The sequence below is a fragment of the Streptomyces sp. enrichment culture genome (assembly GCF_964273145.1).
Lineage (GTDB): Bacteria > Actinomycetota > Actinomycetes > Streptomycetales > Streptomycetaceae > Streptomyces.
This window is the reverse complement of sequence record NZ_OZ186873.1, coordinates 3902475-3919260: the sequence shown is the minus strand read 5'-3', so window position 1 is coordinate 3919260 and position 16786 is coordinate 3902475. Positions and strand designations below refer to the sequence as shown.

12 protein-coding genes are annotated in these 16786 nt (G+C 74.9%); 5 read left to right on the top strand and 7 right to left on the bottom strand.

Translation table 11 applies throughout. The annotated features are described in order from the left end of the window. Positions 1-73: 73 nt before the first annotated feature. Positions 74-1465 carry a PspC domain-containing protein gene (locus tag ACSU6Z_RS17825; protein ID WP_437046835.1) on the top strand — a complete coding sequence of 464 codons (1392 nt, stop codon included), beginning with the start codon at positions 74-76 and terminating at the stop codon, positions 1463-1465. Beyond that, positions 1452-1679, top strand: coding sequence for a hypothetical protein (locus ACSU6Z_RS17820; protein ID WP_437046834.1), 228 nt, complete (start codon positions 1452-1454; stop codon positions 1677-1679). Before ACSU6Z_RS17825 ends, ACSU6Z_RS17820 begins: the two co-directional genes overlap by 14 nt. Positions 1680-1687: 8 nt before the next feature. Here the strand turns inward: ACSU6Z_RS17820 and ACSU6Z_RS17815 are convergent, their stop codons facing one another. Further along, entirely contained in the window at positions 1688-2212 is a 525-nt protein-coding gene (locus tag ACSU6Z_RS17815) for a DoxX family protein (RefSeq protein ID WP_437046832.1), read from the bottom strand. Between the two features lie 430 nt (positions 2213-2642). Between ACSU6Z_RS17815 and ACSU6Z_RS17810 the strand changes: the two genes are divergently transcribed. Beyond that, positions 2643-3119 (top strand): pyridoxamine 5'-phosphate oxidase family protein, encoded by a 477-nt coding sequence (locus ACSU6Z_RS17810; protein ID WP_437046831.1) that lies wholly within the window; start codon positions 2643-2645, stop codon positions 3117-3119. Positions 3120-3126: 7 nt separating this feature from the next. On the opposite strand, the gene guaA is transcribed toward ACSU6Z_RS17810, so the two are convergent. Next, complete coding sequence (guaA, locus tag ACSU6Z_RS17805; protein WP_437046829.1) at positions 3127-4710, bottom strand: glutamine-hydrolyzing GMP synthase; 1584 nt, start codon at positions 4708-4710, stop codon at positions 3127-3129. Positions 4711-5030: 320 nt separating this feature from the next. Between guaA and ACSU6Z_RS17800 the strand changes: the two genes are divergently transcribed. Both ACSU6Z_RS17800 and ACSU6Z_RS17795 read left to right on the top strand, forming a co-directional pair. After that, complete coding sequence (locus ACSU6Z_RS17800) at positions 5031-5426, top strand: chorismate mutase (RefSeq protein WP_437046827.1); 396 nt, start codon at positions 5031-5033, stop codon at positions 5424-5426. Positions 5427-6065: 639 nt separating this feature from the next. Next, on the top strand, positions 6066-7085 hold the full coding sequence (locus tag ACSU6Z_RS17795; protein WP_437046825.1) for an LAETG motif-containing sortase-dependent surface protein: 1020 nt from the start codon (positions 6066-6068) through the stop codon (positions 7083-7085). Positions 7086-7217: 132 nt separating this feature from the next. On the opposite strand, the gene ACSU6Z_RS17790 is transcribed toward ACSU6Z_RS17795, so the two are convergent. The 5 genes from ACSU6Z_RS17790 to ACSU6Z_RS17770 form a co-directional block, all read right to left on the bottom strand. Next, positions 7218-9074 carry a GMC family oxidoreductase N-terminal domain-containing protein gene (locus tag ACSU6Z_RS17790; RefSeq protein WP_437046823.1) on the bottom strand — a complete coding sequence of 619 codons (1857 nt, stop codon included), beginning with the start codon at positions 9072-9074 and terminating at the stop codon, positions 7218-7220. A 61-nt stretch (positions 9075-9135) separates the two neighbouring features. Then, positions 9136-10749: a succinic semialdehyde dehydrogenase gene (locus ACSU6Z_RS17785; RefSeq protein WP_437046822.1), complete on the bottom strand. Its 1614-nt coding sequence runs from the start codon at positions 10747-10749 to the stop codon at positions 9136-9138. Positions 10750-11005: 256 nt separating this feature from the next. After that, the gene (locus ACSU6Z_RS17780; protein ID WP_437046821.1) at positions 11006-12217 is read right to left on the bottom strand and encodes a serine/threonine-protein kinase; all 1212 of its coding nucleotides are present in this window, start codon (positions 12215-12217) and stop codon (positions 11006-11008) included. Positions 12218-12296: 79 nt separating this feature from the next. Next, positions 12297-13967, bottom strand: coding sequence for a serine/threonine-protein kinase (locus ACSU6Z_RS17775; protein ID WP_437050367.1), 1671 nt, complete (start codon positions 13965-13967; stop codon positions 12297-12299). Between the two features lie 159 nt (positions 13968-14126). After that, positions 14127-16682: a protein kinase gene (locus tag ACSU6Z_RS17770; RefSeq protein ID WP_437046819.1), complete on the bottom strand. Its 2556-nt coding sequence runs from the start codon at positions 16680-16682 to the stop codon at positions 14127-14129. Between the last annotated feature and the right edge of the window lie 104 nt (positions 16683-16786).

The following is a 16786-nucleotide window of genomic DNA, read 5'->3' as shown; positions in this document are numbered from 1 at the left end:
CGGGGCCGATTTCAGGGTCCGGCCAGGGTCGTTCCCGCTCCCGCCGCCCCGCCGCGCCCGTCACCATGGACCCATGACCGATCACGAGCACGCCCCGACGAGTCCGGGACCCGGCTCCGGCCCGGGTTCCCGGCCGGCCGGCGGGCCGCGGGACGCGGCGCCCGGCGTGGACGCGGCGCCCGGCGGTGCCGGCGGACCCGGTTCGCCCCGGACGTTCCGGCGCGACCCGCGGTTCAAGATGCTCGCCGGCGTGTGCTCCGGCCTGGGACGGCAGTACGACATGGACCCGGTGATCTTCCGGATCACCCTGGCGGTGCTCTCCGCCACCGGCGGCCTCGGCCTCATCTTCTACGGCTTCACCTGGCTCCTCGCCCCCTCCGACGACGAGGAGGAGAACGAGGTGCGCAAGCTGCTGACCGGCCGGGTCGACGGCCAGGCACTGGCGGCCGTGCTGTTCGCGCTGGTCGGCTGCGGAGTCTTCCTGACGATGCTGCACAACGGCGGGGTGCTGACGTTCGCCGTCGTCCTCTCCCTCCTCCTGGCGGGCGCCGGGTACTGGTCGCGGCAGCGCGGCGCCGCGGGTCCGGACCCCCTCGCCGCCCAGGCCGCCGCCGACGCCCCGCCGGAGCCCCAGGCGCCCCCCGTCTCCCTCACCTACCCGTCCTGGTGGCGCGACCCCATCGTCAAGGACGGCACGCACACCGGCGGCACGGGATACCTGTGGGGTCCCGGGGACTCCTACGCCCCCGACCTCGCGGCGACCGTCGACGTCCGCCTCACCGGCCACGGGACCGGCCGGGAGGACACACGGGTCCGGCGCCCCGGGCCGCGCGGCCCGCGCAGGATCGGCGGCTGGGTCTTCCTGCTCGCCCTGCTCGCCGGCGGTCTCGGCACGCGGCTGGCCTGGGGGGAGCACTCCCTCGGCACCAGCCTCCAGGCGGGCCTGGCCTGCGCGCTCGTCGTCCTCGGCCTCGGCATCGCGGTCAGTTCCTTCCTCGGCCGTACGGGGGGCGGCTCGATCTTCCTGGCGATCGTCACGGCGGCCCTGCTGACCGGCTCGGCGGCCCTGCCCGAGAACATCGGGACCCACTGGACGCGCACCAGGTGGGCCCCCGTCACGGCGGCCGACGTCCGCCCCGGGTACGAGGTGGAGGCCGGCGTCGGCGTCCTGGACCTGTCCCGCCTCCGCGTCGCCGACGGGCGGACGGTGACCACACGGGCCGACGTGGGCGTGGGCCGGATACGCGTGGTCGTGCCCCAGGACGTGACCGTGCGGCTGAGCATCGACGTGGGGGTGGGTGACATCCGGTTGCCGGACGACGACCGGAAGGACGTGGACGTGGCTCCGGGCTTGCACGAGGAGGTGACCTTGCCCCCCGCCCGGGGCGGCGGGGGCACCGGCGTACTCGACCTCGACCTCGGTGTCGGTGCGGGACAGGCGGAGGTGAGCCGTGCTGCGTCATGAGTTCCAGCCCGGAAGGCTGGTGGCCGGGGTCTTCCTGGCCCTGGCGGGCGTCATCTGCGCCGGGGACGCGGGCGGCCTCTGGCGGATCCCGTGGTTCGCGCCCCTCGCCGTCGTGGTCGGCGGCCTCTGCCTGGCCGGCGCCACCGCCGCGCTGACCCGGAACGGGCGCCGCCGCGCGGCCCGCGCCGGCACCGGCGCGCCCCCGTCGCGCTGATCACGCCCTCACCGGTGCCCGCCGGCCCGCCGCCGCGCGCGCCACACGGCGTCCACCGACAGCAGCGGGGCCCCGGCGAGGACGAGGGGAATCCACGCCATGAGGTACGGGAGGTCGTTGCCGTAGTAGTACGGGTCCGAGGCCCAGCTGACGGTCAGCCACAGGCCGAGGGAGATCAGCGCCCCTCCGAGCGCGGCCGAACGCGCGAACAGCCCGAGCAGCGTCCCGATGCCGACGACCAGCTCCGCGAAGGCGATGGCGTACCCGAATCCCACCGGGCTCCTCAGGGACAGGTCGACCAGGGCGGGGACGGCCGAGGAGTCCCGGACCGCCCGCATCGTCTCACCGACGGAACCGGCGCCCGCGTCCTTCATGAAGGAGCCGTCGGTGAGTTTGTCCAAGCCCGCGTAGAGGAAGGTGGCGCCCAGGAAGATCCGCAGGGGAAGCAGGGCGTACCGGGCGGCCCGGTCGCGCCGGTCCCCGCTGCGACCGGGGTGGTCCGTGTGCGTGTCCGTACGCGTTCCGTGGGTCATCGCCGCCAGCCGCCTCTCGCCCGCCCGTGCCCGGACTCCCCACCAGACCACAGGTGCGGTCCGCGGTCCACGTTCCCTTCCCGAACGGAGCCCCTTCCCTCGCGTTCCCTTGCGCCCCGGCGCCCGAACGCCGGGGGGACCACCGCCGGGGCGCCACTGCCCGGCCCGGCCCCTTCGGGCAGGGGGCACCCCCGGACCCATCCATGCCGTCCCGGAGGGCACCCCCGGACCGTTCGGGCACCGGGGCCGGCCACGATCCGCCCGCCACCGGACGGGCACTCCCGGGGCCCCGTCCCCGGCCCGCTCCGGCCGGCACGGGTGGACCATGGCCGGCCCCGTCGACCCGAGGCCCCGGGCGCCGGTCCCGACGCCCCGGGAACACGACGCAAAGGGGACAGCGGATGTCGGCTTTCCTCGGCACCCTCACCGTATGGCCGGAAAAAGCTGGAGCACCTTCGCCGCCGCCGAGCCCGCGCTGGCCGCCACCGTGGAAGCGCGTTTCGGCGCCTACACCCACCACGTCCTGGCGACCCTGCGCAAGGACGGCTCACCGCGCACCAGCGGGCTGGAGGTGCGCTTCCTGGACGGCGAGCTGTGGCTCGCCATGATGCCGAACTCGCTGAAGGCCCTCGACCTGCGCCGCGATCCGCGCTTCGCGCTGCAGGCGAATCCGGGCGAGGGCACCGGCATGGGCGGCGGTGACGTCAGGATCGGCGGGCGGGCGTTCGAGGTCGACGATCCGCGGACGAAGGACGGGTACGCGAAAGAGGTGGAACCGCCGCAGCCGTTCCACCTCTTCCGCACCGAGCTGACGGAGGTCACGCGGACCTACGTCGAGGACGACACGTACCTCGTCCTCCAGGTCTGGAGGCCCGGCGAGCCCCTGCGCACCGTCAAGCGCGCGTAGGCGGGGCTCACTCCCACTCGATCGTCCCCGGCGGCTTCGACGTCACGTCGAGGACGACCCGGTTGACGTCCTTGACCTCGTTGGTGATCCGGGTGGAGATCCGGGCGAGGACGTCGTACGGCAGGCGCGACCAGTCGGCCGTCATGGCGTCCTCGGAGGAGACCGGGCGCAGGACGATCGGGTGGCCGTAGGTCCGGCCGTCGCCCTGGACGCCGACGGAGCGGACGTCCGCGAGCAGGACCACCGGGCACTGCCAGATGTCGCGGTCGAGGCCGGCCGCCGTCAGCTCCTCGCGGGCGATGGCGTCGGCCTCGCGCAGCAGGTCCAGCCGCTCCTTGGTGACCTCGCCGACGATCCGGATGCCGAGGCCCGGACCCGGGAACGGCTGACGCTGGACGATCTCCTCCGGCAGGCCGAGCTCCTTGCCGACCATCCGGACCTCGTCCTTGAACAGCTTGCGCAGCGGTTCGATCAGCTTGAACTCGAGGTCCTCGGGCAGACCGCCGACGTTGTGGTGGGACTTGATGTTGGCGGCGCCGGTGCCGCCGCCGGACTCGACCACGTCGGGGTACAGGGTGCCCTGGACGAGGAACTCCACCGCCGGGCCCTCGTCCGCGATGATCTCGGCCTGGGCCTGCTCGAAGACCCGGATGAACTCCCGGCCGATGATCTTCCGCTTCTCCTCGGGGTCGGTGACCCCCTTGAGCGCGTCCAGGAACCGCTCGCTGGCGTCGACGACCTTGAGCTGTACGCCGGTCGCGGCGACGAAGTCCTTCTCGACCTGCTCGGTCTCACCCTTGCGCATCAGGCCGTGGTCGACGTAGACGCAGGTCAGCTGGGAACCGATGGCCTTCTGGACCAGAGCCGCGGCGACGGCGGAGTCCACGCCGCCGGACAGGCCGCAGATGGCGCGCTTGTCACCGACCAGCTCGCGGATGGCGGTGACCTGCTCCTCGATGACGTTGCCGGTGGTCCAGTTCGGCCGCAGGCCGGCACCCCGGTAGAGGAAGTGCTCCAGTACCTGCTGCCCGTACGTGGAGTGCATCACCTCGGGGTGGTACTGGACGCCGTAGAGCTTCTTGTCGTCGTTCTCGAACGCGGCCACCGGGACGACGTCCGTGGAGGCCGTGACGGCGAAGCCCTCGGGGGCGGCGGAGCAGGCGTCGCCGTGCGACATCCACACGGCCTGCTCCTGCGGGGTGCCCTCGAAGAGCGTGGAGGACGACTTCGCCACGTGCAGGTCGGTCCGGCCGTACTCGCGGGCGCCGGTGTTGTCGACCGTGCCGCCCAGCGACTGCGCCATCAGCTGGAAGCCGTAGCACATGCCGAAGACGGGGACACCGGCCTCGAACAGGGAGCGGTCGACGGTGGGGGCTCCCGGCTCGTAGACGGACGAGGGGCCGCCGGAGAGGATGATGGCCGCCGGGTTCCTGGCGAGCATCTCCTCGACCGGCATGGTGCTCGGCACGATCTCGCTGTAGACCCGGGCCTCGCGGACGCGACGGGCGATGAGCTGGGCGTACTGCGCGCCGAAGTCGACGACCAGAACGGTGTCGGGAGCGGCGCTGGCAGCGGAAGTCGCTGATGACACAGGGTGCCTTCCGGCGGTTCGGGCGGGGGTCTTCGTCGCCAATTCTAACGGGGTGGGCGCACGGGACCTTCCCGTCGCCCGCGTCTCACCATGCGGCCCCCCGCTGGACTCCCCCGCGGCACACGGCATACTGGCCGCATGCTCACGCACCAGACCTTCGTCTTTACCTATGGCATCCGGCCCGCCGGCTGCCATGGTCGTGCTGCTTGAGCAACTGACGAGCGACCCCCAGGCGCCCCGGGCCGACAAGGCCCGGGGCGCCTGTCGTTTCCCGGGTCCCGTCGCTCCGGGGCGGCCCCACCCCCCGATGAGGAGCCGACATGACGACCGTCACCACCGCGGCCGCGGCCGCGACCCCCGAGCACCGGACCGCGGGCCGCGCCGCCGACCGGGACACCGGCCGCGCCCCCGACCGCACCGCCGGCCGCGCCCCCGGCAAGGCCGCCGACCGCACCGGCGCCCGCACCCCCGAGGCCGCCGGCGTGATCACCGGTGCCCGCGAGCGCATCGACGCCCTCGACGACCGGATCATCGGCCTGGTCCAGGAGCGGATGGCGGTCTCCGCCGTCGTCCAGGAGGCCCGGATCGCCTCCGGCGGCCGACGGGTGAACCTCTCCCGCGAGATGGAGATCCTCGGCCGCTACCGGGACGCGCTGGGCAAGCCGGGCACGGCCCTCGCGATGACGTTGCTGGAGCTGTGCCGCGGTCGCATCTGAGTTCGGGACCGTCCCCGCCCCTACGGCGCGTGACCACCGCCGGAGTCGTTTCGTTGGTCCGGGTGTCCGTGCCGGCCAGGGGCGGGCCCGAGGAGAACCACGCGTGGCTCACCGGAGCGATGAGGCGCGCGGATCGTGCCGTGCGTCGTGGGACCTCGCTCCGGAAGGTGACCGGACGGCAGGGGACAGCAGCCCGGTCACCCGAGAGAACGGCCGGCCCCGGGGGCGCCCGGGGCCGGCCGGCGGAGAACGTCCGGGCCGTACCGTGCGGCCGGGCCGCAGCCGGCCACCGGCCGTGCGCCGAATCGGCGCCGCGGTGGCGGCCCGGCCGCACGAGGCGAGCGACGCGCAGGACGAGCGGCGCACTCCCCGGCGCCGCTTCCGGAGCACCGGCGCCGCCCGGCGCCGGTGCCGACCGATGAAGGGCCCCGCGCCTCCGCCCCGCGGGGCCCTTCTCCCACCCCCGCCCCTCGACCGTGACGCAGGTCACATAAAAATTGTGTGAGCGAGGGGACAACCCTTCACCGGCCTCGCTGATCAAACCTGCTGACTCAAGGGCCACGCCGCGCCCCACACGCGGAGGCCTCCCTCAGCTCCCGTACTGCGACGCCGCAGTGCGCCCGACTTCCCGAGGTCTTCATGAAGCTTCGCCGCGCCCTGGCAGCAGCCGCCGCCACGGCAGTGATAGCCCCGGTGGCGCTGCTCGCTGCACCGGCTGCGTACGCCACCGACGACACGCCGTCCGCGTCGCCGAGCACCAGCACGAGCGAGTCGTCGACGCCGACCGGCGGCACCAGCACGTCCCCGGCCCCGTCGGAGTCGGCGAGCGAGGGCACGCCTGCGCCCAGCGACACCTCGACCTCCCCGGCCCCGTCGGGGTCGGCGAGCGAGGGCACGCCCGCGCCCAGCGGCTCCGCCACCGAGACCACCCCGGCGCCGAGCACCTCCGCGCCCGAGGAGACCGAGACCCCCGAGCCCGAGCCCTCCATCTGCGAGGACTCCAAGGTCGACGTCGACATGACGGGTCTGCCCGGCAAGATCGCGGCGGGCAGCGGCTGGCACAAGTTCTCGCTGAACGTCTTCAACAACTCCGACTCCGACCTGGAGGACCTGGACTACTTCGCCGGCGCCTCCGCGGACGGGTTCGGTGACGAGCTGTTCTCCAGCAAGCAGGTCCAGCTGCAGGCGTGGGACCCCGAGGCCGAGATCTGGCAGGACCTCAACGAGGGCGGCGAAGCCGTCGGTTACGTGGGCTACACCCCCACGCTCGAGGCCGGCTACGAGGTCGAGATCCCGATGCGCCTCAACGTGACGTCCAAGGCCCCGGTCGGCGCCGGCTTCACGCTCGGCGCGACCATCTACGGCGACACCGACGGCCGGTGCACCGGCTTCGGCGACGTCTCCTACCGGTTCCAGATCGTGGCCGCGGGCACGAACACCGAGGGCACCAAGCCGACGGAGGGCGGCAAGGCGCCCATCGCGGAGAACAAGCCCGCCGGCACCACCACCACCAACGCGCCCAAGGTCACCGGCACCCTCGCCGAGACCGGTTCCAGCTCCGCGCTGCCCGTGATCGGCCTCGTCGGCGGCATCGCCGTCGTCGCCGGCGCCGGCGCCGTGTTCGTGGTGCGGCGGCGCAAGGCGGGGGCCGAGGCGTAAGGGCCCGGCGCCGAAACCCAGGACCCGGTGCCGGGGCTCGCCCCGGCACGGCATGACCGAAGGACCTGCGCTCGGAGGGGGGCGCAGGTCCTTCGCCGTACCGGGACGGCGGTCCGCCGCCGGGACGGCCGCCTACTTCTTCGGCGGCACCGCCGGGATGCCGAGGAACGGCAGCCGCAGCGCCCCGAACGCGTCCGCCGGGACCGCCGGGGACTTCGGCTCGACCGGGTTCAGGCGCTCGTACGCCGCGCCCTGCTCCGGGCGGGGATCGGGCTCGCCCTTGTTGGGCCAGTACGCCATCGCCCGCTCCGCCTGGGCCGTGATGGTCAGGGCCGGGTTCACGCCCAGGTTGGCGGAGACGGCCGCGCCGTCGACGACCGAGATGCCGGGGTGGCCGTACAGGCGGTGGTAGGGGTCGATCACGCCGGTCTCGCGGGAGGCGCCGATCGGGCAGCCGCCCAGGAAGTGGGCGGTGAGCGGGGTGCCCATCAGCTCGCCGATGTTGGAGCCCGCGAAGCCGTTGATCTCGGCGGCGAGGGCCGAGGCGCCCTCCGTCGCGGCCTTGATCTGCTTGGGGTTGGGCGAGCCGTGGCCCTGCCGGGCGGTGAGCAGTCCCTTGCCGACGCCCGCCGGTTTCAGGTACGTCGTCAGGGAGTTGTCCAGCGACTGCATCACCAGGCCGATGATGGTCCGCTCCGACCAGCGGCGGTTGGACAGGGACCGCAGGACCCGCACCGGATGCCTGGCCGCGTGGGCGAGGAAGCCCAGGACACGGGTGCTGCCCTTGCCGTCGGCCGCGTACGGGACCTGGAGGATGGACAGGCAGCCCATCGCGTTGGAGCCCTTGCCGTAGCGGACCGGCTCGATGTGGGTGTTCTCGTCCGGGTGGACGGAGGACGTGATGGCGACCCCGCGGGTGAAGTCGGCCTTCGGCTCGCCGGTGGCCTTCCGGTAGCGCCGGTCGTCGGTCAGGGCGCCGACCAGCGCCTCGGAGTTGGTGCGGGTCAGCTCGCCCAACCGGTCGGACACGTGGGGCAGCAGGCCGCTCGCCTTCATCCGGTGCAGGAGGGTCTGGGTGCCGTAGGTGCCGGCGGCGAGGACGACCCGGCGGGCCCGGAACACCCGTCCCCCGGTGCCCTTCCGCCTGCGGTCGGTGGGGAGGGTGGCGACCGCGTAGCCGCCGCGGGAGTCGCCCGTGACGGACACGACCGTCGTCATGGGGTGGACGACCGCGCCCGCCTTCTCGGCGAGGTGGAGGTAGTTCTCGTTCAGGGTGTTCTTCGCGCCGTGCCGGCAGCCGGTCATGCACGAGCCGCACTCGCTGCACGCCCGGCGGGCCGGTCCCGCCCCGCCGAAGTACGGGTCGGGCACCCGCTCCCCGGGCCCGGCCTTCACCGTGCCGTCGGCGTCCTCGCCGTCGCCGAAGAAGACGCCGACCGGCGCCGGGTGGAAGGTGTCTCCGACGCCCATCCGCTCGGCGGCGGCCTTCAGGTGCACGTCGGACGGGGTCGTCGTCGGGTTGAGGCGGACGCCGAGCATGCGCCGCGCCTGGTCGTAGTACGGCCTCAGCTCCTCCTCCCAGTCGGTGATCCCCCGCCACTGGGGGTCCTCGAAGAAGGGCTTCGGCGGCACGTAGAGGGTGTTGGCGTAGTTGAGGGAGCCGCCGCCCACGCCCGCTCCGGCCAGGACCATGACGTTCCCGAGCAGGTGGATGCGCTGGAGGCCGTACATGCCGAGCCTGGGTGCCCACAGGTAGTTCCTCAGGTCCCAGGAGGTCTTCGGCAGCGTGCCGGGGGTGAAGCGGCGGCCCGCCTCCAGCACGCCGACGCGGTAACCCTTCTCGGTGAGGCGGAGCGCCGAGACCGATCCGCCGAAGCCGGAGCCGACGACGATGACGTCGTAGTCGTACCCGTCATTCCCGTCGTGGACGGCGTGGACGGCGTCGGCCCGGCTGTCGTCCTGGTGGTGCGCGGAGTTCTCCTGTGACACGTGCTCTCCTCGTCGGAAACGGTTCGGGGGCGGCGCGCGCCGTGTCCGCGCCGGGCGGTTCCTAGCGGAAGCGGAACGCCTTCATCAGGCGCAGGCTCCGGCTCATGAGCGCCGCGTACTTCTCGTCGTCCATGCCGAGCGAGGGGGCCATCGGCAGCAGCCGCTGATGGGCGACCGTCTGGGCCTCGGTGTACTTGAGGATGCCGTCGGAGCCGTGCCGGCGGCCGAGACCGGAGTCCTTCATGCCGCCCATCGGCGCCCGGACGCTGCCGTAGGCGGACGCGTAGCCCTCGTTGATGTTGACGGTGCCGGTGCGCAGGCGGGCGGCGATCCTTCGGCCGCGGCGGGCATCGGTGGTCCACACGCAGGAGTTCAGGCCGTAGGGCGTGGAGTTGGCGCGCTCGACCGCCTCCTCCTCGGTGGTGAAGCGGTGGACCGACACGACCGGGCCGAAGGTCTCCTCGGTGCACACGGCCATGGGCTCGGTGACGCCGTCGAGGATGGTCGGCTCGTAGAAGTACGGGCCGATGTCCGGGCGGGCGGTCCCGCCGATGACGACCGTCGCGCCCTTGGCCACGGCGTCCGCGACGTGCCGTTCGACGGCTTCCAGTTGGCGGGCGCCGGCCAGCGACCCCATGTCGGCGCCGTAGGCCAGCGCGCCGCCCAGCCGCATCGCGCGCGTGCGCGCGGCGAAGCGCTCCAGGAAGGCGTCCGCGACCGACTCGTGGACGTAGAGGCGCTCGATGGAGACGCACAGCTGGCCGGCGGAGGAGAAGCAGGCGCGGACGGCGCCCGCCGCCGCCTTCTCCACGTCGGCGTCCTCGAGGACCAGCATGGCGTTCTTGCCGCCGAGTTCGAGGCAGGCCCCGACCAGGCGGGCGGCGGCGCGCTGGGCGACCTCGCGGCCGGTGCGGGTGGATCCGGTGAAGGAGACGTAGTCGGCGTGGCGGACGACCTCGGGACCGATCACCGGGCCGTCGCCGAGGACGACCTGGAGGACCTCGGTGGGCAGCCCGGCCTCGACGAGCAGGTCACGGGCCCACAGCGCGGTCAGGCAGGTCTCCGTGTCCGGCTTCGCCACCACCGCGTTGCCCGCGACGAGGGCCGGCAGCGCGTCGCCGACGGACAGCTCCAGGGGGTAGTTCCAGGGGGCGATCTGGCCGACGACCCCGCGCGGGTGGCGCAGTTCGGTGACCTTGGTCAGGACCGGTACGGCACCGGTGTGCCGCCTCGACCGCAGGTAGGCGGCGGCCCGAAGGCCGTAGTGCCGGGCGGCGACGGCGACGGCCTGCACCTCCTCGTGGGCGTGCAGACGGGCCTTGCCGGTCTCCAGCTGGATCAGGTCGAGCACCTCGGCCTGGCGCTCCAGCACCAGGTCGTGGAAGCGCAGCAGGACGGCCGCGCGCCGCCGTACGGGGGTCCGCGCCCAGCCGGGCTGGGCGGCGCGGGCCAGTCCGTACGCCCGGGCCACGTCCTCGGGCGTCGACTCGGGCAGGTCGGCCAGCTTCTCGCCGGTGAGCGGGGTGTGGTTGGCGGTGCGTCCGGAGCCGGTGACGCCCTTGGCTAGCCGGGCGACCAGCTCGGGGGTGACCACGTCGGCGGCGGTGCGGGCGCTCGCCGGGGCCGGGGCGAGGGGGTTGGTGCCGGTCTTCTCCGGAGCCTGCGCGTCGGTCATGAGCCGCAGGGTAGGGGGCGGGGAACGGTTTGTGTACCCGCCGGTAACGGGGATTCGCGCAGCGCTCACACCCCGACGGCGTTCGCCGGCGGGAACGTGCTGATCAGGTGGCCGGCGCTCCCCTCCGGCCGGTCGCTCGCCGGTCTCCGGGTGCGCGGTCACCGCCCTCGCCGCCTCCCCCTCGCGCGGGGTGCCGGCGCGTCCGCGGCCGACGCGCACCGGTGACCGGCCCGTGCCCCGCGCCGGGGTCCGTCCCCTATTCGTGCGCGTCCGGTGCGTCCGCCCCCGGGGACACGGTCACCGTGACCGTCGACGTGGAGACGGACGGAGCCGGGACCGGAGCCGAGGACGAGCCCCCGGGCCGGTGCGCGGGCGGGCCCGGGGACCGGTTCGCCGACCGGGCCGGGGGCAGGGGCGCCGGCGGGACCCGGGACGGGGGCGCCGACGAGGAGGGCGGCCCGGCCGACGGGGTCCGGGGGACGGGGTTGGTCGGCGTACCGTCCCCGGTGTCTCCCCGGTCGGCGATCAGCGCCGCCGCCGAGATCCCCGCGCCCGCGGTGGCGGCCACCAGCAGCGCCGCCATCAGCACGCTCCGGGACGGGCGGCGCGGGTCCGCGGTGCCGGCGGGCGGGAACGTGCGGCCCGTGTCCAGGAAGGCCCGCAGCATCCCCTCCGCCCGCGCCGCGTCCAGCCGCCGGTCCGGGTCGCGTTCGAGCAGGCCCCGGATGACGGGCAGGAGGGGCCCGGCCTGGGCCGGCGGCCGGATCTCCTCGGAGACGACGGCGTGCAGGACGCCGCCCAGCGAGTCGCGGTGGAAGGGGGACACGCCGCTGAGGGCCGCGCACAGCAGCGCGCCCAGCGACCACAGGTCGGACTCGGGCCCGGTCCGGACGCCGGACATCCGCTCGGGGGCGGTGTACTCGGGCGAGCCGAGCAGCGTGCCGCTCTCGGTGAGCGTGCTGGTGCCCGCGACGTGGGCGACGCCGAAGTCGGTGAGGACGACCCGGCCGTCCTGGGCGATCAATACGTTGGAGGGCTTCACGTCGCGGTGCAGCACCCCGGCCGCGTGCGCGGTGCGCAGGGCGCCGAGCAGGGCGACACCGATGCGGGCCGCCTCCCGCGCGTCGACCGGGCCGTGCGCGGCGACGCGGTCGGCGAGCGAGCCCCCGTCGATCAGCTCCATGACGATGTAGGGCCGTTCGTCGTGCTCGACGACGTCGTGGACGACGATGACGTTCGGGTGGCTCAGCTGGGCGACCGCGCGGGCCTCCCGCAGGGTGCGCTCGCGCCGGCGCCGGGCCTGGGCCGCGGAGAGGGTGTCGTCGAGGGGGAGTTCCTTGACGGCGACCTGCCGTCCGAGCAACTGGTCGGTGGCCCGCCACACGACGCCCATGCCACCGCGCCCGAGCCGTTCCTGAAGCCGGTAACGGCCCGCGATGACACGCCCGCTCTCCCGCTCGGTCACCATGCGGCCATGATGCCCCACCGGACGCAGCGGCTCCGGGACGCCGGAGCGCGGGTGGCCGACAACCGACGGCCGCCGGTGGTCAGGCGGTCCTCTCCCGCCAGTTCTGCAGCACCGCCCGGAACTGCCCGAGCATGACCGCCCGGTCCTCGGCCGGCGAGGACATGTAGAGGGCGTACTCGACGCCGTCCCGGGACATGTACGTCTCCTCGACGGCGCAGCGCGGTCCCGGGAAGGGGGTGTCCTCGGCCAGGGCGGTCCACGTGTACTCCCACCGGGAGGCGGCGCGGTCGCGGTAGAGGCCCTTCTCCAGGGTGACGCGGCGGTAGTCGGCCAGCCGCTGGAGCTGCTGCTCCAGGTCGAGCTGGTGGTCGTACGGGGTGTCGAAGTCGGGCGAGGTGTCGACGGCGATGCGCAGGAAGTGGTCGCCGTCGTCGGGGGTGTAGTCGATCTGCGTCAGGCCGCCTTCGGTGACGAATTCCTTCCGCTCCCAGCCCGGGGGGAGGGAGAGGCTGAAACCCGCCGGGTCGTCATGGCGGACCCAGCCTGACGGAACGACTCCCTCCGGTTCCTGGGTGGCCGTGGGCGCGGTGACCGGGGCGGCGGAGGCGCCGGTGTGCGGGCGCCCGCCCGCGACCTCCTCGTGCAGCAGCACGGTCGTACCGCCACCGGCGAGCGCGGCGAGGACGGCCACGAGGACGAGGGTGCGCCGGCGGCGCCGGGGGCGGGCGGGAGCGGTGACGGCCGTCGGTTGCACGGGCGTCGCCGTCGGGCCGGCCGCCGCCGCGTACGGCGCCGCGGTGGCGGTCGCGGCCGGCCCCGGGTGCCGGGCCGCGCCGGCGTGCCCGCCCCCACCGCCCGTGCCACCGCCGGGGACCGCCCGGCCGTCGCGGTCCCCGTACCGCTCCGTCGCCACGTGTGCCTGCGCGGTGTCCGGCCGCCGTCCCTCCGCCGCCTCCACCAGCATCCGTTCCACCGCCTCGGCGTCGGGACGCGTGGCCGGGTCCTTGCGGAGCAGCGCGCTGATGACGGGCGCGAGCGGACCGGCGTGCCGCGGCGCGTCGGCCTCCTCCTGGACCACCGCCTGCATGGTGGACAGCGGCGAGGTCCGGCGGAAGGGTGATCTGCCCTCCACCGCCGTGTACAGCGTCGCGCCGAGCGCCCACAGGTCGGAGGCGGGCCCGGGATCGTGGCCGCGGATCCGCTCGGGCGCCAGGTAGTCGACCGAGCCGACGACCTCCCCGGTGCGGGTGATGGTGCTGTCGCCCTCGATCTGCGCGATGCCGAAGTCGGTGAGCAGGACGCGCCCGTCGTGGCCGAGGAGTACGTTGCCCGGTTTGATGTCGCGGTGCAGCACGCCGGCGGCGTGCGCGGCGCGCAGGGCGCGCAGCACCCACAGGCCGACCCGGGCCGCCTCCCGCGGCTCGACGCGGCCCTCCTCCTTGACCGCGTCGGCGAGCGAGCGGCCCTCGACGAGCTCCATCACGATCCACGGCCGGCCGTCGTGTTCGAGTACGTCGTGCACGGTGACGACGGCGGAGTGGTTGATCCGCGCGGCCGCGCGCGCCTCGGCCCGGGTCCGCGCCAGCAGCACCGCCTGGTCGCTGTCGGACACGTAGAGCGCGGCGGTCAGCTCCTTGATCGCCACGGTCCGGTGCAGCACCTCGTCATGAGCGCGCCACACCCGGCCCATGCCGCCGCGGCCGATGGATTCGCCGAGCCGGTAGCGGCCCGCCAGGAGCCGGTCCTGTATCTGATTCACGTTGCCCCGCAATGGTCTTGACAGGGGCAGCGTAAGGACCGGTCCGCGTCCGGGGAACCGGCGGGGTGCCCTCAAGACCGCACTGTGACAGTTGTCGCCTTCCGGAGCGGACGGCGAACCCGCCTGCGAAGCAGCCGCCTTGAGAGGGCGTCAACCCGCGTACGTGTATGTCGCCGCGGCCTGTTCGTACAGCCGTGTCACCTCGTCCCGCTCGGCCTCCGGGCCGCGCACCTGCACCACGTGGTACCGCCCGTCGATCAGCAGGGCGAGGTTGCGCACGTACAGTTCGCGGCCCCGGTCGTCGGTCCAGGTGAACTGCCCCTCGGCCATGGCCCGTCCGCCCACCTCGATGCGCTTGAGCCCGGTGGAGGTGGCCCAGCTGGAGTCGCGGTAGGGCTGCAACTCGCTTTCGCTGTCGCGCTGGTAGGTCATCGGGTCGCTGCCGTAGTCCCGCGCGCTGTCCCGGCCCGGCACGACGAGCAGCTCGAAGTCGCCGCGGGAGTACACGACCTGGCCCCGGCCGTTGGCGGGTGCGCGGCTCCAGCCGTCGGCGACGGCGACGCGGAAGCCCTCCGGGTCCTCGCGCAGGGTGAAGCCGTCGGCGGCCTTCGGCCCGGTGGTCTGCGGCTCGGTGGACGCCGCCGAATCCGCGGGGCCGTCACCGCGTCCGGAGCCCTCCCGGTCGGCCGGGGACCCGCCGCTCGCGTCCGGGGACGGCGGGGGCGCCTGGCTCGCCTCGCCGGCGGCACCGGTGCGGTCCCGCGCCGCCCCGGCGCCGTCCGTGCCGGTCCTGGGCATGAACAGCATCGCGTAGGCGATCGCCGCGGCCATGCCGAGCAGGACCAGCACCAGCAGGAGGCGGCCGAGGCCGCGCGGGGAGCGGGACTGCCCCCTGGCCCGCTTGTGCCGCCCGTGGTGCGCGGGCAGCCCGGCCCGCCGCCGGCGCACCAGCTCGCCCCGGCGGCGTACGACGGGCAGCCGGCCGGCGTCGGCGGGCGGGGCGGCGACGACGTGCAGCCCGGCGTCCGGCTCGGGCGCGGAACGCACCAGTGAGCGCAGCCAGCCGCTCAGCTCCTCGAAGTCGATGCGCTCGGTGGGGTCCTGACGCAACAGCGACTCCACCACCGGCCGGAGGGCCCCGCACTCCTCGGCGAACGCCGGTGGCTCCGCGCACACCATCTGCACCAGCTCGGCGGTGGACTCCTCCGGATACGGCGCGTGCCCCTGCACGGCCCGGAAGAGCAGGGCGCCCAGCGCCCACAGGTCGGTGGCGGGGCCGATGGGCGGCGCCAGCCGCCAGTTCTCGTGCACGGGCCCGGCCTGCTCGGGGGCCCAGCGCTCGGTGACGGGGCCGACCACCGCCATCCGCGTCTGCCGGGCCCGCTCGGCCGCGAGCGCCGTGGTGGGGCCGCGGCGCGCGGGGGCCTTGGCGGCGGGGCCGTCCCAGCCGCCGGGGTGCGGGGAGGACGTGGGCGCGGGGCCGCCGGCGGGATCCTGCCCACCGCCCGTCGTACGGGGGGCGGCGCCGTGCCGGGAGCCCGTCCCGACACCGTAGGGGTCGGTTATCCGGCCCGGCGTCGGGGCTGCCTCGGGGGCGGGGCGGGCGCCGGGGAGCGGCTGGGTCGCGCCGTCGTCGTACGGCGCCGGACGCGCGCCGGGCACGGGGCGCGCGCCGCGCGCGAGGTGCGGGTCGGGGGCGGGGAGGGCATCGGGGGCCGGCCGGGCGCCGGGCAGGGCCGCCCGGCCGTTTCGCGCCTCTTGGACCCGGGCCGCCGCGTGTGCTCCGGCGCGGTAGGCGGCGATCGCCCCGGCCCGGGCGGCCCGGACGTCCCCGCTGGTGCCCGGCGCTGCGGGGACCTGCCCGGCGGGGCCCTCGTGGGCCCGCTCCGCGCCGGGGGCCGGCGTCCCTCCGGCGGCCCGCGCCCGGATGGCGGCCCGGCGGGCGGCCTCGGGGCCGGCGGACGCACCGCCGGCCCCGCCGGCGCCACCAAGGTCACCGAAATCGCCGAGGTCGCCGGAGACACCGAAGCCACCAGGGCCACCAGGGCCGTCGAAGCCGCCGGATCCGCCGGCGGGGCCCTCCCCCGTCTCGCCCTCCGGCGCGGGAACCGGGTCGTACCCGCACAGCGCCTCCTCCGCCGCGCCGACCGCGAGACCGGTCAGCATCACCCGGCCGTCGTCGCAGACGAGCACCGTGCGGGCGGTGATGTTGCGGTGCACCCAGCCGTGGCCGTGCAGGACCCGCAGCGCCATGAGGACGTCGGAGGCGACCTCGGCCGCCCGGTAGGGCGTCAGCGGCTCCTCGGCGAGCAGTGCCGCCAGCGGCCGGGCGGCGACGAGTTCGCTGACGACCCACAGCGAGCCGTCCTCGGCGAACACGTCGAAGACCTGGTCGAGCCGCGGATGGTCGGGGATGCGGGCCGCGGCCTGCGCGGCCTCGACGGCGCGCCGCACCAGGGGGTCGGCGGGGCGCCGCGGACCGCCGGAGCGCCGCGCGCCGCCGTCGCGGGCCGTGAAGCCGTCGGGGAGCCCCTCGGCGTCGAGCACCTCCGCCTCGACGACCTCCGGCAACGGCACCTGCCGGATGAGGACTTCCTGCCCGCTGTAGGTGTCGAAGGCGCGGGTCTCGGTGAATTCGTACTCGTCGGACGGCGGCAGCGGCAGGCGGTAGCGGTCGGCGAGCACCCGGCCCGCGTAGTCGTCCACGTTGCCTCCCCCGGCAGCCCGGTCGGTCGATTCCGTTCGCCCCGCGGCCCGTTCCTGCTGCGCACGGTCCGCAGGCACTCACGATACGTGCCGGAGGCAACCCG

Bases quoted from the DNA above. Each gene is read 5' to 3' on its own strand.
- ACSU6Z_RS17785 (WP_437046822.1), bottom strand. From the start codon at position 10,749: ATGACCGACGCGCAGGCTCCGGAGAAGACCGGCACCAACCCCCTCGCC.
- ACSU6Z_RS17800 (WP_437046827.1), top strand. From the start codon at position 5,031: ATGACGACCGTCACCACCGCGGCCGCGGCCGCGACCCCCGAGCACCGG.
- ACSU6Z_RS17825 (WP_437046835.1), top strand. From the start codon at position 74: ATGACCGATCACGAGCACGCCCCGACGAGTCCGGGACCCGGCTCCGGC.
- ACSU6Z_RS17780 (WP_437046821.1), bottom strand. From the start codon at position 12,217: ATGGTGACCGAGCGGGAGAGCGGGCGTGTCATCGCGGGCCGTTACCGG.
- ACSU6Z_RS17810 (WP_437046831.1), top strand. From the start codon at position 2,643: ATGGCCGGAAAAAGCTGGAGCACCTTCGCCGCCGCCGAGCCCGCGCTG.
- ACSU6Z_RS17795 (WP_437046825.1), top strand. From the start codon at position 6,066: ATGAAGCTTCGCCGCGCCCTGGCAGCAGCCGCCGCCACGGCAGTGATA.
- ACSU6Z_RS17815 (WP_437046832.1), bottom strand. From the start codon at position 2,212: ATGACCCACGGAACGCGTACGGACACGCACACGGACCACCCCGGTCGC.